The organism is Bradyrhizobium iriomotense, assembly GCF_018130765.1.
Classification (GTDB): Bacteria; Pseudomonadota; Alphaproteobacteria; order Rhizobiales; family Xanthobacteraceae; genus Bradyrhizobium; species Bradyrhizobium iriomotense_A.
This window is the reverse complement of sequence record NZ_JAFCJZ010000026.1, coordinates 1-21296: the sequence shown is the minus strand read 5'-3', so window position 1 is coordinate 21296 and position 21296 is coordinate 1. Positions and strand designations below refer to the sequence as shown.

The following is a 21296-nucleotide window of genomic DNA, read 5'->3' as shown; positions in this document are numbered from 1 at the left end:
TGGACCGATATTGTTGACGCCGATCTCCGGCCGCAGAGCGACCTCAGGTACCGGTGTCAGGCGCTGGCGCGGCTGCCGGAGGACGTGGCTTCTTCGGAGCCGGCGGTCGAGCACGGACGGACGGCTGCATCGTCACGATGACCGGATTGGGCTTGTGATCGGTTGCCGCGCCGGTCGCAGCATCGACGCCCATGCCGACGACACCGCCCAACAGGAGATTGCCGGCGAAGCCGGCGGCCCCGCCGGTCTGGATGTCCCGGCTGAGCGGCACGACCTGCGGCTCATAGCCTTCCTTCTGGAAGGTGATCGAGATGTCGGCGTTTCGCTTGACGACCACGGAGCAGGGCGTCGTGCAGGTGGTCGGAACCTCCATTCCGCTGACCACGGCTTCCACGCCTGAAGGTGTCGATGAGATGCTGATATTTTCCGTCGTACCGCGCGTGACGGACGCGCAGCCGCCCAGCATGACGCTGAGCGCCACTATTCCAAATGATCGCATGAAATGCCCCTTGTCCCGCCGCCAATGAATCGCAACCGGAGCGCGAGGGCAATGGGTTACTGCTCCGGATAGTTAAGCCACGCACAGGTTGCGTGCGTGATCGGCAGGAAACCTGGGCGTGGCTCCTGGTTATTCCCCCTTCATCCGCTGCCCGTCCTGCACCCGCACATGCTCGGCGCCGCGCGCGCCCGCGGGTGACAGGCGCAACATGCTGAGCAGCGCGCCGCACAGGGCAAAGCCGACGGCGGCGAGCAGCGCGATCCTGGTGCCCTCCTGCGGGTAGCGGCCGAGGAACAGCGCGACCAGCGCGGCGCCGGCGGTCTGGCCGAGCAGGCGGGCGGTGCCCAGCATGCCGCTGGCGCCGCCGGAGCGCTCACGCGGGGCGGCGGCGATCATGGTGCGGTTGTTCGGCGTCTGGAACAGGCCGAAACCGAAGCCGGCGAGAGCCATGCGCCAGGCGATGTCGAAGGCGCCGGGCTCGGCCGGCAGCATCGCCAGCGAGGCGAGCCCGCCTGCGAACAGCAATAGGCCGATACCGCCGAGCAGGCCGGCCGGATAGTGTTCGACGAGACGCCCGGCAAGCGGGGCGGCGAACGCCACCGTGATCGGCCAGGGCGTGATCAGAAGGCCCATATGCACGGCCGAATAGCCGAAGCGACTTTGGAGGTAGAACGGGATCGCGACGAAGGCGAGCATCTGGGCGCAGAACGAGGCGATCGAGGTCGCGATCGACAGCGCGAAGATCGGGATGCGCAGGAGATCGACCGGCAGCAGCGGTGCTGCCATATGCGTCTCGCGCCAGATCAGGGCGGCGCCCGCGATCGCGGCGACTGCGAATTCGATCAGGCAGGTGAGGAGCGGCTCGCCATGGCCGACGCTGTCGACGGCGAAAATGCCGACGCCGAAGGTGACGGCGCTCAGCCCCGCGCTCTGCCAGTCGAACGAATGCGCCGCCAGGCGCGTGTGCGGCAGGCAGCGCGCGCCGAGCGCAACCGCGACCGCACCGATCGGCACGTTGATCGCGAACAGCCAGGGCCAGCTTGCCACAGCCAGGATGCCCGAGGCCAGCGTCGGCCCGATCGCGGCCGACACCGCCACGACCAGCGCGTTGCGTGCGATGCCGCGCCCGAGCATCGCGTGCGGATAGGTGAAGCGCACCAGCGCGGTGTTGACGCTCATGATGCCGGCCGCGCCAAAACCCTGGATGATGCGCGCGATCGTCAGCAGCGGCAGCGAGTGCGCGACGGCGCAAAGTGCGGAGGCGAGGGTGAACAGCGCAAGCCCCACCAGATAGACACGCCGGTAGCCGACGATCTCGCCGAGCGAGGCCAGCGGCAGCAGCGAGATCGTGATGGCGAGCTGATAGCCGTTGACGATCCAGATCGAGAAGGCGGGGCTCGCATCGAGGTCGGCCGCGATCGTCGGCAGCGCCACATTGGCGATGGCACCGTCGATCACGGACATGGTGATGCCGAGCGCGATGGTCAGAATGGCCCATCGGCGCTGCGGCAGCGGCAGTCCGTCGGCGTGCTCGATGGTGACTGTCGACATTGTGAGCAGCGTCTGGTTTGGCGAATCGAACTCCGCCAGGTGGCCGAGTATTGCGCCAACAGGGCAGGATCGCGATAGTTCCGGAACCGCAATTACCAGCGCGCGGTCGCCTTGCCCCAGACATAGAGGGCGATGAGTCCGAGCGTCACCGCCGTCGAGAAGACCAGGATACGGCGATCCCAGTCGATCCTCTCTCGCTCAGCCCTTCTGAGAGAGAGCACCGTGAACAGGGCCTTCATGGCAAATCGGCGCATCGGCAGCCTCACGAGGGCCGCAGCGTGCCACGGCCGACGCAAGCGGGCTTGATGCAGCTCAAGGGCGGGCCGCTACACCGCCGGCGGATTGCGGTCAGTGAAGGTCGTGCGCTGATGCCAGTAGGGATAGGGCAGCGTCACCTTGCTCGCCGCATCGAGCTTGGCGACCTGGTCCTTGGTCAATGACCAGCCGACCGCGCCGAGATTTTCGCGCAGCTGCGTCTCATTGCGCGCGCCGATGATCAGCGTCGAAACGGTGGGGCGCTGGAGCAGCCAGTTCAGCGCGATCTGCGAGACGCTCTTGCCGGTTTCCTTCGCGACCTCGTCGATCGCGTCGACCACACGATAGACGTGCTCGTCCGGCACGGGCGGGCCGAACTCGGCGGTCTTGGGCAGGCGGCTGACTTCCGGCTTGGGCTGGCCGCGCCGGATCTTGCCGGTGAGGCGTCCCCATCCGAGCGGCGACCAGACCACGGCCCCGATCCCCTGGTCGAGGCCGAGCGGCATCAGCTCCCATTCATAGTCGCGCCCGATCAGTGAATAGTAGGTCTGGTTGGCGACGTAGCGCGGGAAGCCGTGCTTGTCGGCAACGCCGAGCGACTTCATCAGGTGCCAGCCCGAGAAATTCGAGACGCCGACATAACGGATCTTGCCGGCGCGCACGAGCACGTCGAGCGTCGAAAGCACCTCTTCGGGCGGAGTGAAGGCATCGAAGCCATGGAGCTGGAACAGGTCGATGTAATCGGTGCCGAGCCGGCTCAGCGAACCGTCGATGGCCGCGAGCAGGTGCTGGCGTGACGAGCCGATGTCGTTGGGGCCGTCGCCGAAGCGGAAAGTCGCCTTGGTCGAGATCAGCACCTTGTCGCGGCGGCCCTTGATGGCTTCACCCAGAACGCGCTCGGACTCGCCGAGCGAATAGACGTCGGCGGTGTCGAACATCGAGACGCCGGCCTCGAGGCAGATATCGAGAAGGCGGCGCGCTTCGGTCGCGTCCGTTGTGCCCCAGGCGGCGAGGCGGCCGACGCCGCCGAACGTGCCCGTTCCCAGGCTCAAAGCAGGCACCATGAGGCCGGACCGGCCCAAGCGTCGGTATTCCATCGATAGCTCCTTGGCTGGCTGCTGATTGATCGGTGCGGCCTTGTTGCCGAAACTAGCGCAAGCAGGTGCGTTGTCCTACGACGCGCTCACATACCGGCGTTGCTTCGGAGCGGGCTAGTCGTGCCGAAGCATGTCGTCGAGCGCGGCGTCGACGATGCGCGGGCCGACGATCTTCGCCTCGATCCTTGCTACGGATGAGGGGCCGCAAGCAATCTCACTATTGCGAGCCTGCTGCGGCAGCAGAGTCAAACTCCACCCTACCACGACCAGCACCGCGAGCCGGATCGCGATCACGCTCAGCAGCAGCTCCGATCCGCTTATCGTCGCGTGAGTCCTCATGCGTGGCAGCCTGATCCCGGCCGCAACACAAGACAATCTGGAATTGGCGAGCGCTGCCTTCGCTGCTAACGAAGGCTCGCGGAGATGGCTGCTCAGTGCCGCGACTGGCTCTGCCTGAAATCGCGCGGCGACATCCCAAAGTGCTCGCGGAAGACGCGGCCGAAATGCGAGAGGTCGTTAAAACCCCAGGCAAACGCGATCTCGCTGATGTGGCGATGGGCGAGCAGAGGCGAGGCGAGGTCGCGCCGGCATTGGGCGAGACGTTCAGCAAGGACGTAGCGCTGGAACGACGTTTCTTCGTCGGCGAGGAGATCGTTCACATAGCGCGGCGAGATGCCGAGCGCGGCGGCGGTCTCGGACAGTGAGAGGTCGGGATCGGCGAGATGCGCGCGGACATGGGCCTTGAGCCGGTAGAGCAGGGCGGAGCGGTGGGTCGAGGACGGCAGCGAGGTACCGCCGAGCCGTTCGCTCAGCGCCATCGCCAGGAGATCGACGGCCTGCTCCGACAGGGCGGCCGCATTGTTCGGCGCGAGCCGGTCCGCGCTCTGGCAGAGCCTGAAGATGAAGTCGTAGGCGAGCCGCTCCAGCGGCGCATCCGCGCCGAACGAGATCGCGGTGAGCGTCTCGGTGCCGCCGAGCCGCCGCTGCAGCATTTCGCGCGGCACCTTGAAGATGGTCTGCGTGAAACTGTCGTTGAACTTCAGCTCATAGGGGCGCGTGGTGTCGTAGAGCGCGAACTCGCCGGGATGGATCACGGTCTCGCGGCCGTCCTGCACCACGCCGCCGTCGCCGCGATTGCCGAGGGCGATCAGCACAAAATCCTGGTCCGAGCGCGCGATGCGCGAGGGCGTGCGGAACACGTGCTGGCGGTCGGAGCAGACGTCGGAGCATACGGCCTTGCCGAGCGGGGCTTGCGTCACCGAGCCGTGGAAGGCGCTGCCGAGGTCGGACTTGCAGTCGAGCCCGACGAAGACGTCGCAGACGATGTCCTGCCAGAGGGCGAGCCGCCGGTAGCCGGGGCTGCCGTCCGTCGTGAACTGGATTGGCATCGGCAAGCCTCCCTTTCACATCCCGCGAAATCGCAAGTTGGCGCAGATCCAGCCTGACGGGAGGCAAATCCCATACCGGGGCGGCGATCCCGTCCGGTCGAGTTTTTGTGCCGCCATGGTCGAGCGCCCGGCCGCCTGGCTTGGCCAAATAGACTGCATCGGACGAGGTCCGCGATCAACCGGCAATGGAGGCGGCCATGGGCATCGAACATCCCAAATACAAGGTGGCGGTCGTGCAGGCGGCGCCCGCCTGGCTCGATCTCGACGCCTCGATCGACAAGTCGATCGCGCTGATCAAGGAGGCGGCCGAGAAGGGGGCCAAGCTGATCGCCTTCCCGGAGGCTTTCATCCCCGGCTATCCCTGGCATATCTGGATGGACTCGCCGGCCTGGGCGATCGGCCGCGGTTTCGTGCAGCGCTATTTCGACAATTCGCTGTCCTACGACAGCCCGCAGGCCGAGCGTTTGCGCGATGCCGTGCGCAAGGCGAAGCTGACGGCGGTGATCGGGTTGTCCGAGCGCGACGGCGGCAGCCTTTATCTCGCGCAATGGCTGATCGGGCCGGATGGCGAGACCATCGCAAAGCGCCGCAAGCTGCGCCCGACCCACGCCGAGCGCACCGTCTATGGCGAGGGCGACGGCAGCGACCTCGCCGTGCACGCGAGGCCCGACATCGGCCGTCTCGGCGCGCTGTGCTGCTGGGAGCATCTCCAGCCGTTGTCGAAATACGCGATGTACGCCCAGAATGAGCAGGTGCATGTCGCGGCATGGCCGAGCTTTTCGCTCTACGATCCCTTCGCGCCGGCACTCGGTGCCGAGGTCAACAACGCCGCCTCGCGCGTCTATGCGGTGGAAGGCTCATGCTTCGTGCTGGCGCCGTGCGCGACGGTGTCGCAGGCGATGATCGACGAACTCTGCGACCGGCCGGACAAGCACGCGCTGCTCCATGCCGGCGGCGGCTTTGCCGCAATCTACGGCCCCGACGGCAGCCAGATCGGCGACAAGCTCGCGCCGGACCAGGAGGGATTGCTGATTGCCGAGATCGACCTCGGCGCCATCGGCGTCGCCAAGAATGCTGCTGATCCCGCCGGGCATTATTCGCGGCCCGACGTGACGCGGCTGTTGCTCAACAAGAAGCGATACCAGCGCGTCGAGCAGTTCGCGCTGCCGGTGGACACGATCGAGCCTGCGGACATCGCTGCAGCAGCGAGCTGATCGCCGCAATCGCGGGAAGACGGGCTTACGTTAAGCGACGCAATGGCCGAGCAGCTCGGGATGCGCGGCGCAGATGTGATGCGCACCGGCGTCCCGCAGCTCGGCCTCGCTGCCATAGCCGTAGAGCACGCCGATCGCGGTCATGCCGTTGGTGCGGGCGCCGACCACGTCGTGGCTGCGGTCGCCGATCATGATCGCGCTGGCAGGATCGACCTTGGCCTCGTCGAGCGCGTAGCGCAGCAGGTCGCGCTTGTCGACGCGGGTGCCGTCGAGCTCGGAGCCGAATACGCGCTCGAAATATGGCTTCAGGCCGAAATGATCGACGATGCGGGTGGCATAAACCGCGGGCTTGCTGGTGGCCACGAACATGCGCGGCGTCGTCGCGGCGAGCGTTGTCAGCGTGTCCACGATGCCGGCATAGGCCTCGTTCTCGAACAGGCCGATATCGGAAAAGCGTTCGCGATAGAGCAGCAGCGCCCGGTCGGCGAGTTCGTCGCTTCCCGTGAGCTTTTTCAGGCTGGCAAGCAGCGGCGGCCCGATGCACCAGGTCAGCTCGTCCTCGCTCGGCACCGCCTGGTTCAGCCGCTCTAGCGCGTACTGGATCGAGCGGGTGATCCCGGGCTTCGGGTTGGTCAGCGTGCCGTCGAGGTCAAAATAGATTGTGGCCATCAGGGCGGAACCGGCGTTGAGACTGCCGCCCGTTGCTAGTCGGATCAGGCGTCAAGTCAAGGCCCGTCGCGTTATTGCTGCCGGGCCCATGCGACGATCGCCGCGGCGTCCGGGCCGGCCTGGGCTTCCCAGGCGGCGATCGTGCTGGTCGCGGCGTTGCGGAGCGCTCCGATGAGAGATTGCGGCGCGGGCTCAGCGATCTTGACGCCGTTGTCGCGCATGCGCGTATAGTTCTCCGAGGTGCGGTTGGCCAGCAGGGCGAACTGGCTCTGCTCGGTCTCGGCTGCCGCGGCAAGCACCTCGCGCTGCATCGGCTCGGACAGTTCGGCGAATGCCTCGCTGCGGACGAAAGCGATCGAGATCGGCATCGCGTAGTTGATGGCGGTGAAATACGGTAGGTAGTCCCAGAGCTTGCGTCCCGCACCGCCATCGCCGGAGGTGAGGAACGCGTTCAGCTGGTGCTCCTTCAGGCCGGCAAGCGCCTTGTCCATCGGCAGGAATTGCGCATTCGCGCCGGCCGCGCGCATCACCGCACTGGAATTGGCATCGTAGGCGCGCAAATTCAACTTCGGCAGATCGTCGGCGCCTGCGAGCGCATGATCGGACCAGAGGCCCGTCGCCGGCCAGATCGTCAGATAGAGCAGCTTCAAACCGCGGGCTGCGAACGCTTTCTCGTAGAGCGGGCGCGCCCGCGTATTGGTGGCGCGCGCGACGTCGACCGATTGCACCAGAAAGGGCAGGGTGGAGAGGCCGAGCACCGGGTCGAGACCGGACAGCGCACCCGCAAAGGCGTCGCCCCCGGCGATGCGGCCATCCAGCGCCGCCCGCGGCATCTCGCCCGAATTGATCTTGAGCTCGTTGTCGAAAGCGCTCGTCACGGTCACGAAACCGTTTGTACGCGCCGCGACGCGATCGGCGAAAGTGGTGAGGCCGATGCCGGAAATGTTGTTTTGCGGGTATTCCGTGGTCATCCGCCAACTGACCTGCGCCAGGGCCGGCGCGGCGGACAGGACGAGGGCGGCGAGGGCGAGGATTGCGCGGATCCGTTTGGCCGGGGAGCGCATTGGGAGAAGCAGGTCAGGCAGCATATATTGGCAACTCGTCGAAACATGGCACGATGCCACAACATGGCGGATCATCTTGTCGCATGCCGCGCCGGCCCGCGCCACAGCCTTGCTTGGGCAGTGTTGGCGCGAATTGCATCATTCCTCGCCGTCGCACTGCCCGTCTCGACGTTGCAGGCTGTGGCATGGGACAGCTCGCCGGCAAAAACCAACGTCGCCGTCCCCAGCGTCGAGGAGCTTGCGATGCCGCCGCCAAAGCCGGCGAATGCACGCGAGAGCGACACGCGGGAATCGATCTGCCTGATCGTCGAGGCCGCCGCGCGCGATGCCAATCTGCCGCTGGAATTCTTCGCCCGCGTGATCTGGCAGGAAAGCCGCTTCCAGGCTGATGCCGTGGGGCCCATGACGCGCAGCGGCGAGCATGCGCAGGGGATCGCGCAGTTCATGCCGGGCACCGCGAGCGAGCGCGGCCTGCTCAATCCCTTCAACCCGGTTCAGGCGCTGCCGAAGTCGGCCGAATTCCTCAACGAGCTGCGCAACCAGTTCGGCAATCTCGGCCTTGCCGCAGCCGCCTATAATGCCGGCCCGCGCCGCGTGCAGGAATGGCTTGCCGGCACCGGTCCGATTCCGGAGCAGACCCGCAACTACGTCTATGCCATCACGGGCACAAGCGTTGACGCATGGGCCAAGGCGGGCAGCACCGGCAAGGGGCCGCCGAGCTCGCCGCCGACGAGCTGCCGCGATCTCATGGCGCTGTTGAAGCGCGCGCCAAATCCATTCGTCGCCGAGCTCGAGCAGCATGTCGAGCTTGCCGCCGCGAAGATCTGGGGTGTGCAGCTCGCCGCCGGGTTCGACCGCAACAAGGCGCTGGCGATGTATTCCCGCGCGGTCACGCGGCTCAGCGCCGTGATCGGCGAGCGCGATCCGAGCCTGCTGAGCTCGGTGATGCGCAGTCGCGGCACGCGCGCGTTCTACCAGGTGCGCATCGGGGCGGATACGCGCAGCGAAGCGGATGATCTGTGCAACCGCATCCGCAAGGCGGGCGGCGCGTGCTTTGTGCTGAGGAATCGAGGTGTGGCGGGTTAGGGGCGCGTCTCTTTCCTGTCGTCATTCCGGGGCGCGCCCTCTTGGGGCGCGAGCCCGGACTCCATTTCTCCGCAGTCCCGGCGGCCTGATGGATTCCGGGCTCGCGACTTCGTCGCGCCCCGGAATGACAGGCGGTGGGTGTCGCGCGCATGCCAGCCCCGCCGCGCGCTTCCTTGACGCGGACGGCCGCATTGCCCGTTATGCAGCCACGATTCCGTAACCTCGGCCAGCACTCCCGTGGCGCTTCCCCCGCTCGATTCACCTCAATGGCAAAGTCCGTGGCGCGCCTTTGCGTGGGGGCTGCGCTCGATCACGCAGACGATCCTCACCGTCGTGCTGTTCGTGACCTATCTCGGCATCGGCGCGCTCGCCCATGACACCCATTTCAGCCTGCTCTGGGCGCTCTGTTCGACGCTGTTCGTCTGGGCAGGTCCGGCGCAGATCATCCTGATCACCACGCTCGGCTCGGGCGCCACCATCATCCAGTCGGCGATCGCGGTGACCGTCAGCGCCATCCGCCTGTTTCCGATGGTGGTCTCGGTGCTGCCCTTGATGCGCACGCCGACGACGAAACGGCGCGAGCTTATCTTCGCCGCGCATCTCACCGCCGTGACGCTGTGGGTCGAGTGTCATCGCTTCCTGCCGCAGGTGCCACGCGAGCGGCGCATCGCCTTCGTGCATGGTCTCGGCTGTGGCCTCGTCTCGGTGTGCCTCACCGCAAACACGGTCGGCTATTTCCTCGCCGCCAACCTGACGCAGACGCTTGGCGCGGCGATCCTGCTGCTGACGCCGCTGTCTTTCCTGTTCTCGACCGCGCGCAATAGCCGCGAGGTCGCCGATGTCGTGGCGTTGACGCTCGGGATATTGCTTTATCCGCTGGCGGCGAAGATGAACTCGGGACTCGATATCCTCGTCAGTGGCGTGGTGGCGGGCACGATCGCCTATGGCGTGCATTGGTGGCGGGAGGTGCGCGCGTGAGCTTTGCGCAACTCATCGGGGACTGGCACGCGCTCGCCGTGCTGTTCATCGCCGGCGTCGTTCCCAACCAGATCTGGCGCATGCTGGGGCTGTGGTTCGGCGGCGGCATCGACGAGGGCTCGGAGCTACTGGTCTGGGTGAGGGCGGTCGCGACCGCGATCCTCGCCGGCGTCATCGCCCAGATCGTGGTCGAGCCGCCGGGCGCGCTGGCCAGTGTGCCTGATGTGCTGCGCTACGGCGCGGTCGGCGTGGGCCTGATCGTTTTCCTGCTGACCCGCCGTTCGATCTTCGCCGGCGTTGTCACCGGCGAAGTCTTCATGCTGGCCGGCAAGTGGTGGTTGGGCTAAAACCGCCCCCGACAAGCTAAGGAACAGGAAATATGGTTCGCGAAAACGAACTCCGCGAGGGCGAGGTCGCCATCGAGCTGCCGTCCACCGAGGATGCCGGCCTCGTCTTCATCGGCCGCATCCGCACACCCTGGGCCTCGCGACTGGAGACGCCGCGGCAGGGGCGCCAGGACGGTCCGATCTGCCGCCTCGAGATTTTTGAGCCGTTCGTGCCGGCCATCAAGGGCGTCGATTTCTACAGCAATCTCGAAGTGCTCTATTGGCTCGACAGGTCGCGCCGCGACATCGTCCTGCAGAGCCCGAAGAACAACGAGAAGACCCGCGGCACCTTTTCGCTGCGCTCGCCGGTGCGGCCCAATCCGATCGGCACCTCGATCGTCAAGCTGGTCGGAATCGAGGGCAATGCCATTCTGGTGCGCGGCCTCGATTGCATCGACAACACGCCGCTGATCGACATCAAGCCCGACCGCTGCGAGTTCACGCCGCTGGCGGCGCCGCAGAAGGGCGATTTCGAGACGGAGTAGTCTGTCATTCCGGGGCGACGCGAAGCGTCGAGCCCGGAATCCATTGGACGTCAGAGTCGGTGGTTGAATGGATTCCGGGCTCGCGCCAAGGGGCGCGCCCCGGAATGACGATCAGCTCTTCAACGCCGCCATCAGCTTGGTCGCGTTCTCTTCCAGCACCTTGACGTCTTCCTTGCGGCTCGCGGGCGGCAGCATGGCGATCCCGTCGTGGCGCGGCATCACGTGCATGTGGAGGTGAAACACCACCTGTCCGCCGGCGGGCTCGTTGAATTGCTGCACGGTGATGCCGTCGGCGTTGAACGCCTTCATCGCAGCGATCGCGATCTTCTTCGCGCCGCGGGCGACATGGGCGTAGTCGTCGGGCTTGATGTCGAGGATGTTGCGGGCAGGGGCCTTCGGGATCACCAGCGTGTGGCCGGGGACGCGCGGCATGATGTCGAGGAAGGCGAAGACGTGCTCGTCCTCGTAGACCTTGTGGCAGGGCAGCTCGCCGCGCAGGATCTTTGCGAAGATGTTGTTGGTGTCGTAGGCGGTCATGGCAGCGGCTCCCGGGAATTTCAGGCTTAGAATTTGCGCTTACTTTCACCAGCGACGGCAAACCGTCAAGGCGCCTCGTCGGCGCCCTTTCGGAACGGGCCGAGCTCGGCAAGCTCGCGGCCTGCCTCGGCGACATAAGCGCGCTCGCGCTTGAGGTAATCATCGATGGCGCGGCGCAGGCCGGGATCGGCGATGAAGTGAGCGGAGTGCGTGGTCCGCGGCAGGTAGCCGCGCGCGATCTTGTGCTCGCCTTGCGCACCGGCCTCGACATGGGTGAGGCCGTGTTTGATCGCGAAATCGATCGCCTGGTAGTAGCAGACCTCGAAATGCAGGAAGGGATGATGCTCGACCGCGCCCCAGTTGCGGCCGAACAGCGTGTCCGAGCCGATGAAGTTGATCGCGCCCGCAATCCAGCGGCCGCTGCGGCGGGCCATCACCAGCAGCACGTCCTGGCTCATGGTCTCGCCGATCAGCGAGAAGAACTCGCGCGTGAGATAGGGGCGGCCCCATTTGCGTGAGCCGGTCTCCATGTAGAATCCGAAGAAGGCATCCCAGGCATCCTCGGTGATGTCTTTGCCGGTGAGCCAGTGGATCGTGATCCCGGCCGCAAGCGCATCGCGCCGCTCGCGCTTGATCGACTTGCGATGGCGCGAGTTCAGGGTGCTGAGGAAATCGTCGAAGCTCGCAAAACCCAGGTTGTGCCAATGGAACTGTTGGTCGGTGCGCTGGAGGAAGCCGTGCTCGGCGAGCAGGTTCCATTCGTCCTCGCGCGCGAAGGTGACGTGCACGGACGAGGCTTTGCTGACGCCGCAGAGTGCCACCAGCCCGCTCGCGAGCGCTTCCCTGATCTGGTCGCGGTCGACGCCGTCGCGGACCAGCAGACGCGGTCCCGTCGCCGGCGTGAAGGGAACCGAGACCTGGAGTTTCGGGTAGTAGCGCCCGCCAGCGCGCTCATAGGCATCCGCCCAGCCGCGGTCGAAGACGTATTCGCCCTGGCTGTGCGATTTCAGATAGCAGGGCACGACGCCGGCGACGCGGCCGTCGAGCTTGGCCACCAGGTGCCGGGCAGCCCAGCCGGTGCGGATCGTGGCCGAACCCGATTTCTCGGCAGCGGAGAGAAAGGCGTGCGAGACGAACGGGTTATAGGCGGGTCTTGAGAGGCCGAGGGAATCGCCTGGAAGGGCGGATGAGGTTCCCGCGCCATGCCCGTTGCAAGCCTTCTCGTTAAGAGCCTTGCCGGGATTGGCGCAGGCGTCCCAATCCTCGGGCGAGACTTCGCCAATGGACGGTACGGCCTCGAGCGTAATGTCGGATGATGCCATTGCGCCCAAGATCGTGCATTGCAGCAGCGACTTCAAGGGGGAGGGGAACACAGCTCTCGTGCCCCGGACGCAGCGCAGCACTCCTTCAGCGGTGCGCTGCAGAGCCGGGGCCCATCTCGCAGCCGAACGTGCCGCCTTCTGGGTCCCGGCTCTGCGCACAACGCTTACGCGTTGCTGCGCGTCCGGGACACGAGAATGGCGACTGCCCCTACGGCACGAACCCTTCGAAGATCATCTGATCCGCATATTGCCCGACCCGCGTCCGCTGCTCCGGCGTGCGGACGGTCCAACCGAGCAGGGCGCAGCCGAACACGTTGCGGGCGAGCCAAGGAGCGGGGGCCGGGAGGTGGTCGACCTTGAAGGCGACGAAGTGAGGCTGGGTCTGCAAGCCATGGCGCAGATACAACATGCTGTCGCGCTGCGCCTGCGTCAGGTAGGCCCAGTATTCGTCCTCGTAGCTCCGCTGCGCGACGATGCCGCGCGGGCGGGCGGGCAAAAGCTCGCGCAGCGCCAGCACCTGGTCGGGGTCGAAGGACATGCCGACGGCGGGGCCGTCATAGGACGCCAGCACCTCGGCCATCCGCTTCACCAGCTTGCGGTCGCCGCCGAAACGGCTCTTCACCTCGATCACCAGCGGCACGCGGCCGGCGACCATGGCGCAGAGGTCGGACAGCGGCATCATCCGCTCGTCGGTGTCCTTGAACCTGACGGCCCTCAGCTCGGCCGCGGTCTTCTCGACCACCTCGCCGGTGGCCTCGGTGAGGCGGCCCAGCGCATGGTCGTGATGCACCATGGCCTCGCCGTCGGCCGAGAGCTGGATGTCGACCTCGATCGAGAAATTACCCGCGATCGCGGCCTGCACCGCGCCCGGCATGTTCTCGACGATACCGCGGGCAATGTCGTGCAGGCCGCGATGGGCGACCGGCCGGGCTGTCAGCCAATCCGGAGCGCGCATGCGCGTCAGGCGACCTCGAACACGCCTTCGACCTCGACCGCCGCGTCCGCGGGCAGCGAGGCGACGCCGACGGTGGTGCGGGCGTGGCGGCCCTTGTCACCGAAGGCGGCGACCATGAGATCCGAGGCGCCGTTGAGCACCTTGGGCCCGTCCAGGAAGTCCGGGGCCGAGTTGATGAAGCCGCCGAGCCGCACCACGCGCACGACCTTGTCGAGGTCGCCGAGCGCCGCCTTGACCTGGGCCAGCAGGTTGACCGCGCAGCCGCGCGCGGCCGCCGCGCCGTCCTCGATCGAGACGCCGGCGCCCAGCTTGCCCTTGGCGATCAGCTTGCCGGTGGGGTCGAAGCAGACCTGGCCGGAGACGAACAGCAGGTTGCCGGTCCGCACGAACGGGACGTAATTGGCGACGGGGGTGGGGGCCTCGTGCAGCTTGATGCCCTGTTCCGCCAGTTTCTGCTCGACCGTGCCCGCCATGTCCGACCTCGTTGTCCAAAAATCATTCACCCCGGCACGTCCGCAGGCGGCCGGGCGCGCCCTGTTTCGCCCATCGAGCCGCCACATGCAAGCAACCGGAGGGGCTGCATTTTGTTGAGGCAGGGCAGCAGGTTCAATGCGGAGGCCGCAACTTTACGTGAAACGGCCTCAGTTGCGACGCAATGGAACGGTCATTAAAATGTCGAATCTGCGCTTTCCTCAGGGAACAGACATGGTGCACCTTTTCCGGACTTCGCTCGGTGTGATGGCGCTTGCGGTGGCCGCTTTCGGCTCCGGCGGCGAGGCGCTTGCCGCCAACGGTCCGTTCCTCGCGCACCAGGCGCTCTATGATCTGCGCCTCGTCAAGTCGCGCTCCAATTCGGTCAACAGCGCGCGCGGCCGCATCCTCTACAATTTCAGCGGCAGCTCCTGCGAGGGCTACACTTCCGAATTCCGCCAGGTGTCCGAACTCGACAGCGGCGAGGGCAAGGTCACGCTCAGCGATCTCCGCTCCAATTCCTGGGAGGACGCCGCGGGCAAGAGCTACCGCTTCAAGATCGAGACGCGGATGAACGAGGCCGACGCCGGCCGGGTCGACGGCTCGGCGGAGCGCGACGGCGACCATATCAACGTCAAGCTGAAGCTGCCGGCGCCGAAGAGCTTCACGCTCGACGGCAAGATCGTGTTCCCGACCGAGCAGATCCAGCGCATCATCGCCGCCGCCAAGGATGGCAAGTCGCTGCTTGAGCTCTCGGTCTATGACGGCTCCGACGACGGCCAGAAAGTTTACAACACGCTGACCGTGATCGGCCAGCCGGTCGCCGCCGACCGCACCACCTCGTCTGACCCGTCGACGTCCGACGAGCACATGAAGTCGCTGAAGCGCTGGCCGGTCACCGTCAGCTATTTCGATCGCGAGGCCCAGCAGAAGGAAGGCGAGCAGACCCCGATCTACGCGATGGCGTTCGAGCTCTACGAGAACGGCGTCTCGCGCCAGCTCGTGCTCGACTACAACGATTTCGTCATCTCCGGCGCGATGGGCAAGTTCGACGTCAAGGACAGCAAGCCCTGCAATTGAGGGCAGATCCCTCTGCGCGAGCAGAGCCGTAGGGTGGGCAAAGCGAAGCGTGCCCACCACTTCCCCGGCGAGCTGCAGGATCGTGGGCACGGCGCTGTGCGCCTTTGCCCACCCTACGAGATCTCTCTTTGCCGCTTTGCTCCTCGCAGTGACAGACTAGCTCTCGTCATACTCTCCCGCTACGTTCTCTCCCAACCACAAACTCCGGGAGCCCCTCCATGCCCAAGCTCGATCATCTCCGCCCCAGCGGCTTGCATCACAATCCCGCTTATTCCCACGTCGTCACTGCCACCGGCGCGCGGACGATCTACATTTCCGGACAGGTCGCGACCGACGAGGAAGGGCGGATCGTCGGCGAAGGCGATATTGCCGCGCAGACGACGCAGGTGATGCAGAATCTTGGGCACGCGCTGAAAGCGGCCGGCGCGAGCTATGCGAACATCGTCAAGATCACGACCTTCGTCGTGAACTACAAGCCGGAGCTGCGCCCGATCATCGGTAAGGCCCGCTCGGCCTTCTTCGAGGGCATGGAGCCGCCGGCCTCGACGCTGGTCGGCGTCTCCGCGCTGGCTGCGCCGGAATGGCTGATCGAGATCGAGGCCGTGGCGGTTGCGGATTGAGGTGGACGGAATGACATCGCAAAGTGCCATTCGGATAGCGGCCGCGTTGATGAGCAGGAGCGATGGGCGCGTCCTGCTGGTCAGGAAGAAGGCCACCGAAAGCTTCATGCAGCCCGGCGGAAAGATCGAGGCCGGCGAGCATCCGCAAGTCGCGCTCAGGCGGGAATTGTCCGAAGAACTCGGGATCGACGTCGATCCGAACGAGATGACCTATGTTGGACGATACATTGCGCCTGCCGCGAATGAGCCGGGGCGGCAGGTCGATGCGGAAGTCTTCCGCATCGTCATCGCACATCCAGTCGAGCCGGGCGCGGAGATCGAGGAGATCCTCTGGCTCGATCCGTCCTCGCCCGGAGCCGTCAAGCTCGCACCTCTGACGCGCGACAAGCTGCTTCCGCTGTGTTCGCGGCCAGTCCCGTAGCGCATCCGGCGGCGATGCGTAGGCGACCGGAAGTATCGCAAAGGCCAGTATGGTTCAGTTCCTAAACAAACAAGAAGCGATGGATTGGTGTTCGGGCAACGGCGTTGCCTTGAGCGCGTGGAAACTGCCGGACCACGCCAACCCCGAACAGAAGTTCGATATCCCGGTGGATGCTCAAAAGAGAGTCAATCTGGTCAAGCGGGTCATGGAGGAATTCGCTGATACGACGAGCCTGCTGGTCTGGTTTGATGACTGGATGGTGTGGCCGTCAGGACAATGGATGCCGCTGGTCAGCCGTCTGCGCCAGTCCTATGGCGAGACGCGCAGGCTGATCGATGTGCCGGCGCAACTGTTCGAGCAAGGAGAAATTGAAGACGCGACCTCATTCGTTGTGATTGCCGTGTTGTTTCTCTTTGACTGCTATGTCATCTGCCGGGATCAGCGCAGAATGATATTCTTCTCTCACGACGAGTGGGGGCTGGCCAAGAACATCCCAGCGATCTCGACGGACTAATCTTGGATCGTTCTGGACATCTCCTGCAGGACGACCATCGCTTCATCGGCCCGGTCGACAGGCACAAAGAGATGGTCGTGGTGAAAGGCCGACACGGCGTTCACGCTGATGCCGGCTTCGGCCAGACGCGCCGTGATTGCTGCCAGAAAGCCCACCGCGTCGAGCGCGGAGTGAACCGTCAGGGTGATCAGGCGCGAGGGGAATGCGGAGCGTAGCCCGGCACGTTCGGACTCCTCGCGCAGGATCACCAGCGTTGTTCCTTCGCGTTCGCGAAACGCCAGCATCGGGCTGATGGTGGCTGGAATGCTCGCGCCCGGCGCAAGCGTGCAAAACACGAAGATGCCGTCGAGGATCTCCGGCTTCATGTCACGCAGCAGCGCGTTGAGATTGTGTTCGCCTGTCACGGTGCCAGTCCCTGAGCCGGTAAGATCGTTTGAACCCCTGCGAAGCCATTGGCGCCAGCGGCTGTTGAAATCTCAACCAACATACCTTCGTATATCTCCTCCAATACTTCGAATACGCCGATCTTACGCTGGTACAATTGAGCGACGGCGGGAGATTCTTACAATTTGAGTCTGCTCGGGTCACTGCGAGGAAGCTCAAATGAACGTCGTCATTCGAAAGCTCAACGGCTTGTGGCACCTCATCATCGGGTCTTGTCAGATCCGAACTCCGTTCCTGGAGACTCAGGATCGGCAGTTGGTCGTTCAGTATGCCAGGCGCGTCTATCCGGGTGCACGGATCTTCGAACGCGACTGAGTTGAGCAGGACCCGATCACTCCTGCGCTTTCTCCGGCCCATCATAGGCAATGCCGCGGATCACCGCGGCGCTGCCGAACTTCTTGCGCAGGCTGTCCACGGCACGTTCGGCATGCGCAGCGCGGCGGTCGAGCATGTCGGTGTCGTCGGAAGCTGAGCCTTCGCGCAGCGCGCTGACGCCGGCGCCCATCAGGCGGAAGGCGGTGCCGTCGATTTCTTTCGCCAGCATTTCGCGGCAGATCGAAAAAATCTTCGCGGCAAGCTGCGTGGGCGCGGCGATCGATTGCGAGCGGGTGCGCTGGCGGAAGTCGGCGGTCTTCAGCTTCAGCGTCACGGTCGAGCCGGCAAGCTCGCTGCTCTTCAGCCGCGACGACGTCTTCTCGCAGAGGCGCCACAAAATCTTCTCCAGCGTCGCGAAGTCGCGGATATCGGTCTCGAAGGTGGTCTCGCTGGAAATCGTCTTGGCGCCGCGGTCGGGCTCGACGCGGCGGTCGTCGATGCCGCGGGCGAGCCGCCACAGCCTGCGGCCGTCGCTCGGAAACTGCCGCATCATCTCGATCTCGTCGGCCTTTTGCAGGTCGGCGATGATGCGGAAGCCGCGCTGCACGAGGCGCTCCTGGGTCGCCGGTCCCACGCCGAAGATGAAGCCGACCGGCTTCTCAGCCAGCATCAAGCGCGCTTCCTCCTGGTCGAGTGTCGCAAAGCCGCGCGGCTTGTCGAGGTCGGAGGCGATCTTGGCCAGGAACTTGTTGCAGGACAGGCCGACCGAGACGGTGATGCCGATGTCGCGCTCGACCTCGCGGGCAAAGCGCGCCAGTACCTTTGCCGGGATCATGCCGTGCACGCGCTCGGTGCCGGAGAGATCGAGGAAGGCCTCGTCGATCGAGAGCGGCTCGACCAGCGGCGTCAGCGCCTGCATGGCCTGGCGGACCTCGCGGCCGACGCGGACGTATTTGGCCATGTCCGGCCGGATCACGGTGGCATGCGGGCAGGCTTCCAGCGCCTTGAACATCGGCATGGCCGAGCGCACGCCATAGGTGCGCGCGATGTAGCAGGCGGCCGACACCACGCCGCGCTTTCCGCCGCCGATGATCACGGGCTTGTCGGCGATGTCAGGATTGTCGCGCTTCTCGACCATCGCATAGAAGGCGTCGCAGTCGATATGGGCGATGGTCAGGCTCGCCAGTGCCCGGTGGCGGACGAGGCGGGGGGAACCGCACGTCCCGCAGCGGCGGACGCTCATGTCCAGATCGGCCAGACAATCCCGGCAGAAGCAGCGGGGCCCGGCCGGGACGGGGGCGGTCACGGCACGTCGCGCTCCCAATTGGGGTCGCCGAGCGCATCGCCAAGGACCTGCCGCGCTGCGGCAACGTTGGTCGGATGCAGCTCCGAGGCCGTCGCAAAGGCCTTCACGGTGGCGTCATCGCGCAGCACGAAATCGAGCACGCTGAGCAGGAAATTCGGGTCCGCGGCGGCGTTCCGCAGGGTCTCCGGGCCGACACCTGTCTCGGCCAGGAACAGGCCCAGCCGCTCGGGCTCGCCCGCGACAAAGGACAGGGCCTGAATCGCAACGATTTCAGCGACTTCGCGAGGGTTGTGAACAGGCTTTTTCAAGGGGCCAGTTTGCCTTTCCGTTAACTTTCGGTGTCTACTTTGCATCATGCCCGAGTCTCCGCCTTGAGTCTTGCGATCCGGGGCAAGCAACTGGAAACCACATCGTGGAAAGTGGCCCCTCGGGTTTAACGAAACTAGAGCGAATCTGAGGCTAGTTTGAATCCAGTTTTCGAAGCGCCGGCGAGCGGCGCCTGAGGCGTCACATGTATTCGGCTTCGTGCCAATCAGGAGGGCGGGATGGCTAAGACCGTCCTGATCGTGGAAGACAACGAGCTCAACATGAAGCTCTTCCGCGACCTGTTGGAAGCACATGGCTACCAGACTTCCGGCACCAGCAACGGTTACGAGGCGCTCGATCTGGTGCGCAAGATGCGGCCCGACCTCGTGCTGATGGACATCCAGTTGCCGCAGGTCTCCGGCCTCGAAGTGACGCGCTGGATCAAGGACGATCCAGAGCTGCGCACCATTCCCGTCGTCGCGGTCACGGCGTTCGCGATGAAGGGCGACGAAGAACGCATCCGCGAGGGCGGCTGCGAGGCCTATTTGTCCAAGCCGATCTCGGTCGGCAAATTCATTGAGACGGTCCGGCGTTTTATCGGATAGGAAGTGAGTGCAAAGTGTCCGCGCGTATCCTCGTCGTCGATGACGTTCCTGCCAACGTCAAGCTGCTAGAGGCCCGTCTGTCCGCCGAATATTTCGACGTGATGACCGCTTCGAACGGCACCGAGGCGCTGGCGATCAGTCGGCGGGCCGAATGCGACATCATCCTGCTCGACGTGATGATGCCTGACATGGACGGCTTCGAAGTCTGCCGCCGCCTGAAGTCCGATCCGGCCACGCACCACATTCCCGTCGTGATGGTCACCGCACTCGACAGCCCCGCCGACCGCAACCGCGGGCTCGAGGCCGGCGCCGACGATTTCCTCACCAAGCCCGTCTCCGATGTCGTGCTGATCGCGCGCGTGCGCTCGCTGACGCGGCTGAAGATGATGACCGATGAGCTGCGCATGCGCGCCATCACCTCGCTCGAGATCGGCATGCAGGCGCCCGAGCGCAGCGCGGTGGCCGACACCGGCAAGGGCGGCCGCATCCTCCTGGTCGACGACCGCGAGTCCTCCTATGAGCGGCTGGCGACGATCCTCGCGGCCGAGCACACCGTCGACGTCGAGCCGAACCCGACGGAGGCGCTGTTCCACGCCGCCGAAGGCAATTACGACCTCCTGATCGTCTCGCTCGACCTCAACAATTTCGACGGCCTCCGCCTGTGCAGCCAGGCGCGCTCGCTGGAGCGCACGCGCCATGTGCCGATCCTGGCGATCGCCGAGCCCGACAACTCGACGCGGCTGCTGCGGGGCCTCGAGATCGGCGTCAACGACTACCTGCTGCGCCCCATCGACAAGACCGAGCTCCTGGCGCGCGCCCGCACCCAGATCCGCCGCCGCCGTTACACCGATCATTTGCGCGACAACGTGCAGAACTCGATCGAGATGGCGATCACCGATGCGCTCACCGGCCTGCACAATCGCCGCTACATGGAGAGCCATCTGGCGACGCTCGCCGAGCAGGCCGCGACCCGCGGCAAGCCGCTGGCGCTGATGATCCTCGACATCGACTACTTCAAGTCGATCAACGACAATTACGGCCACGATGCCGGCGACGACGTGCTGCGCGAATTCGCGGTGCGGGTGCGCAAGTCGATCCGCGGCATCGATCTCGCCTGCCGCTACGGCGGCGAGGAGTTCGTCATCGTGATGCCGGAGACCGATCTCCACGTCGCGGGCATGGTCGCCGAGCGCCTGCGCCGCTCGATCGCGGGCGAGCCGTTCGCGATCCACAAAGGGGCGAAGCGCATCGAGGTCACGATCTCGATCGGCCTCACCACGCTGGAGCAGAAGGGCGAGGCGGTCGCCGACGTCCTCAAGCGCGCCGACACCGCGCTCTACCGCGCCAAGCACGACGGGCGTAATCGGGTGGTGTCGCAGGCGGCGTGAGAGCTGCTGCGACATAAAAGTCGCGAAACAACCCCATGCACAGTAGCCGGCGCTAGTCGGATCAAGGACTTGCGCAGGTGGCAAACAGGCTTGCGCCGGCGGTAGCGACGTTTGACCCGTCGAGGCTGGGCAAGAATTGGTCGCTGGCGGCGTCAGGCCGGAGCGAACGGGCCGATTGCGGGCAGAGGCCGGATATTTGTCCAGAGTGCCCCTTGAGCAAGCTGGATGCGGCGCCGGAGGGCTGCGAGGATGCATCGGCAAAGAGCAAGCGTCTTTGCGAGCGCGGCCAGAAACCCGTCGAATCCAAGGATGTTGAGCGCACGGGTAAAGTTGTAGCAGA

Annotated in this window: 27 protein-coding genes; 12 read left to right on the top strand and 15 right to left on the bottom strand. The window is 65.5% G+C overall.

Going from position 1 to position 21296, the window contains the following annotated elements:
- Positions 1-43: 43 nt before the first annotated feature.
- The 6 genes from JQ635_RS32750 to JQ635_RS32725 form a co-directional block, all read right to left on the bottom strand.
- Entirely contained in the window at positions 44-499 is a 456-nt protein-coding gene (locus JQ635_RS32750) for a PEGA domain-containing protein (protein WP_211413910.1), read from the bottom strand.
- A gap of 129 nt (positions 500-628) precedes the next feature.
- Entirely contained in the window at positions 629-2050 is a 1422-nt protein-coding gene (locus JQ635_RS32745; RefSeq protein WP_211413909.1) for an MFS transporter, read from the bottom strand.
- Between the two features lie 92 nt (positions 2051-2142).
- Positions 2143-2304 carry a hypothetical protein gene (locus JQ635_RS32740; RefSeq protein WP_211413907.1) on the bottom strand — a complete coding sequence of 54 codons (162 nt, stop codon included), beginning with the start codon at positions 2302-2304 and terminating at the stop codon, positions 2143-2145.
- 72 nt (positions 2305-2376) lie between these two features.
- Positions 2377-3402, bottom strand: a complete 1026-nt coding sequence (locus tag JQ635_RS32735) for an aldo/keto reductase (RefSeq protein WP_211413906.1) — start codon at positions 3400-3402, stop codon at positions 2377-2379.
- 114 nt (positions 3403-3516) lie between these two features.
- Positions 3517-3741 (bottom strand): hypothetical protein, encoded by a 225-nt coding sequence (locus JQ635_RS32730; protein WP_211413905.1) that lies wholly within the window; start codon positions 3739-3741, stop codon positions 3517-3519.
- 92 nt (positions 3742-3833) lie between these two features.
- The gene (locus JQ635_RS32725) at positions 3834-4790 is read right to left on the bottom strand and encodes a helix-turn-helix domain-containing protein (protein WP_211413903.1); all 957 of its coding nucleotides are present in this window, start codon (positions 4788-4790) and stop codon (positions 3834-3836) included.
- 197 nt (positions 4791-4987) lie between these two features.
- Here JQ635_RS32725 and JQ635_RS32720 point away from each other — a divergent pair, with 197 nt between their 5' ends.
- Complete coding sequence (locus JQ635_RS32720; protein ID WP_211413902.1) at positions 4988-6004, top strand: carbon-nitrogen hydrolase family protein; 1017 nt, start codon at positions 4988-4990, stop codon at positions 6002-6004.
- Positions 6005-6034: 30 nt separating this feature from the next.
- Here JQ635_RS32720 and JQ635_RS32715 read toward each other — a convergent pair whose 3' ends face one another.
- Entirely contained in the window at positions 6035-6673 is a 639-nt protein-coding gene (locus JQ635_RS32715) for an HAD family hydrolase (protein WP_211413901.1), read from the bottom strand.
- Between the two features lie 71 nt (positions 6674-6744).
- Positions 6745-7761: a TRAP transporter substrate-binding protein gene (locus JQ635_RS32710; protein ID WP_211413900.1), complete on the bottom strand. Its 1017-nt coding sequence runs from the start codon at positions 7759-7761 to the stop codon at positions 6745-6747.
- 39 nt (positions 7762-7800) lie between these two features.
- Between JQ635_RS32710 and JQ635_RS32705 the strand changes: the two genes are divergently transcribed.
- From JQ635_RS32705 to tsaA, 4 genes are all read left to right on the top strand, one after another.
- Positions 7801-8823: a lytic transglycosylase domain-containing protein gene (locus JQ635_RS32705; RefSeq protein ID WP_246583913.1), complete on the top strand. Its 1023-nt coding sequence runs from the start codon at positions 7801-7803 to the stop codon at positions 8821-8823.
- Positions 8824-9060: 237 nt separating this feature from the next.
- Positions 9061-9801 carry an AzlC family ABC transporter permease gene (locus tag JQ635_RS32700; RefSeq protein ID WP_211413899.1) on the top strand — a complete coding sequence of 247 codons (741 nt, stop codon included), beginning with the start codon at positions 9061-9063 and terminating at the stop codon, positions 9799-9801.
- Positions 9798-10148, top strand: coding sequence for an AzlD domain-containing protein (locus tag JQ635_RS32695; RefSeq protein WP_211413898.1), 351 nt, complete (start codon positions 9798-9800; stop codon positions 10146-10148). Before JQ635_RS32700 ends, JQ635_RS32695 begins: the two co-directional genes overlap by 4 nt.
- A 32-nt stretch (positions 10149-10180) precedes the next feature.
- Positions 10181-10672: a tRNA (N6-threonylcarbamoyladenosine(37)-N6)-methyltransferase TrmO gene (tsaA, locus tag JQ635_RS32690; RefSeq protein ID WP_211413897.1), complete on the top strand. Its 492-nt coding sequence runs from the start codon at positions 10181-10183 to the stop codon at positions 10670-10672.
- 111 nt (positions 10673-10783) lie between these two features.
- On the opposite strand, the gene JQ635_RS32685 is transcribed toward tsaA, so the two are convergent.
- From JQ635_RS32685 to JQ635_RS32670, 4 genes are all read right to left on the bottom strand, one after another.
- Positions 10784-11209, bottom strand: a complete 426-nt coding sequence (locus JQ635_RS32685) for an HIT family protein (RefSeq protein WP_211413896.1) — start codon at positions 11207-11209, stop codon at positions 10784-10786.
- Between the two features lie 65 nt (positions 11210-11274).
- Complete coding sequence (locus JQ635_RS32680) at positions 11275-12531, bottom strand: GNAT family N-acetyltransferase (protein ID WP_211413895.1); 1257 nt, start codon at positions 12529-12531, stop codon at positions 11275-11277.
- A gap of 208 nt (positions 12532-12739) precedes the next feature.
- Positions 12740-13486, bottom strand: a complete 747-nt coding sequence (locus JQ635_RS32675) for a glycerophosphodiester phosphodiesterase (RefSeq protein ID WP_211413893.1) — start codon at positions 13484-13486, stop codon at positions 12740-12742.
- 5 nt (positions 13487-13491) lie between these two features.
- Positions 13492-13959: a RidA family protein gene (locus tag JQ635_RS32670; RefSeq protein ID WP_024341067.1), complete on the bottom strand. Its 468-nt coding sequence runs from the start codon at positions 13957-13959 to the stop codon at positions 13492-13494.
- Between the two features lie 232 nt (positions 13960-14191).
- Here JQ635_RS32670 and JQ635_RS32665 point away from each other — a divergent pair, with 232 nt between their 5' ends.
- From JQ635_RS32665 to JQ635_RS32650, 4 genes are all read left to right on the top strand, one after another.
- Positions 14192-15037, top strand: coding sequence for a cell envelope integrity EipB family protein (locus JQ635_RS32665; protein ID WP_211413892.1), 846 nt, complete (start codon positions 14192-14194; stop codon positions 15035-15037).
- A 218-nt stretch (positions 15038-15255) separates the two neighbouring features.
- Positions 15256-15657 (top strand): RidA family protein, encoded by a 402-nt coding sequence (locus tag JQ635_RS32660; RefSeq protein ID WP_211413891.1) that lies wholly within the window; start codon positions 15256-15258, stop codon positions 15655-15657.
- Between the two features lie 49 nt (positions 15658-15706).
- Positions 15707-16078, top strand: coding sequence for an NUDIX hydrolase (locus JQ635_RS32655; RefSeq protein ID WP_433996585.1), 372 nt, complete (start codon positions 15707-15709; stop codon positions 16076-16078).
- A 49-nt stretch (positions 16079-16127) separates the two neighbouring features.
- On the top strand, positions 16128-16592 hold the full coding sequence (locus tag JQ635_RS32650; protein ID WP_211413889.1) for a hypothetical protein: 465 nt from the start codon (positions 16128-16130) through the stop codon (positions 16590-16592).
- On the opposite strand, the gene JQ635_RS32645 is transcribed toward JQ635_RS32650, so the two are convergent.
- Entirely contained in the window at positions 16589-16996 is a 408-nt protein-coding gene (locus tag JQ635_RS32645; protein WP_211413888.1) for an ACT domain-containing protein, read from the bottom strand. The two genes, JQ635_RS32650 and JQ635_RS32645, sit on opposite strands and share 4 nt — an antisense overlap.
- 199 nt (positions 16997-17195) lie before the next feature.
- Between JQ635_RS32645 and JQ635_RS32640 the strand changes: the two genes are divergently transcribed.
- Positions 17196-17351 (top strand): hypothetical protein, encoded by a 156-nt coding sequence (locus JQ635_RS32640; RefSeq protein WP_201760246.1) that lies wholly within the window; start codon positions 17196-17198, stop codon positions 17349-17351.
- Positions 17352-17367: 16 nt separating this feature from the next.
- Here JQ635_RS32640 and JQ635_RS32635 read toward each other — a convergent pair whose 3' ends face one another.
- Both JQ635_RS32635 and JQ635_RS32630 read right to left on the bottom strand, forming a co-directional pair.
- A complete protein-coding gene (locus tag JQ635_RS32635; RefSeq protein WP_211413887.1) occupies positions 17368-18657 on the bottom strand; it encodes a DNA polymerase IV in 1290 nt (429 codons plus the stop codon).
- On the bottom strand, positions 18654-18965 hold the full coding sequence (locus tag JQ635_RS32630; protein WP_211413886.1) for a DUF3572 domain-containing protein: 312 nt from the start codon (positions 18963-18965) through the stop codon (positions 18654-18656). Before JQ635_RS32630 ends, JQ635_RS32635 begins: the two co-directional genes overlap by 4 nt.
- Positions 18966-19202: 237 nt before the next feature.
- On the opposite strand from JQ635_RS32630, the gene JQ635_RS32625 reads away from it, so the two are divergent.
- Positions 19203-19568 (top strand): response regulator, encoded by a 366-nt coding sequence (locus JQ635_RS32625; RefSeq protein WP_027553080.1) that lies wholly within the window; start codon positions 19203-19205, stop codon positions 19566-19568.
- A gap of 14 nt (positions 19569-19582) precedes the next feature.
- Positions 19583-20956 carry a PleD family two-component system response regulator gene (locus tag JQ635_RS32620; protein ID WP_211413885.1) on the top strand — a complete coding sequence of 458 codons (1374 nt, stop codon included), beginning with the start codon at positions 19583-19585 and terminating at the stop codon, positions 20954-20956.
- Positions 20957-21296 lie beyond the last annotated feature (340 nt).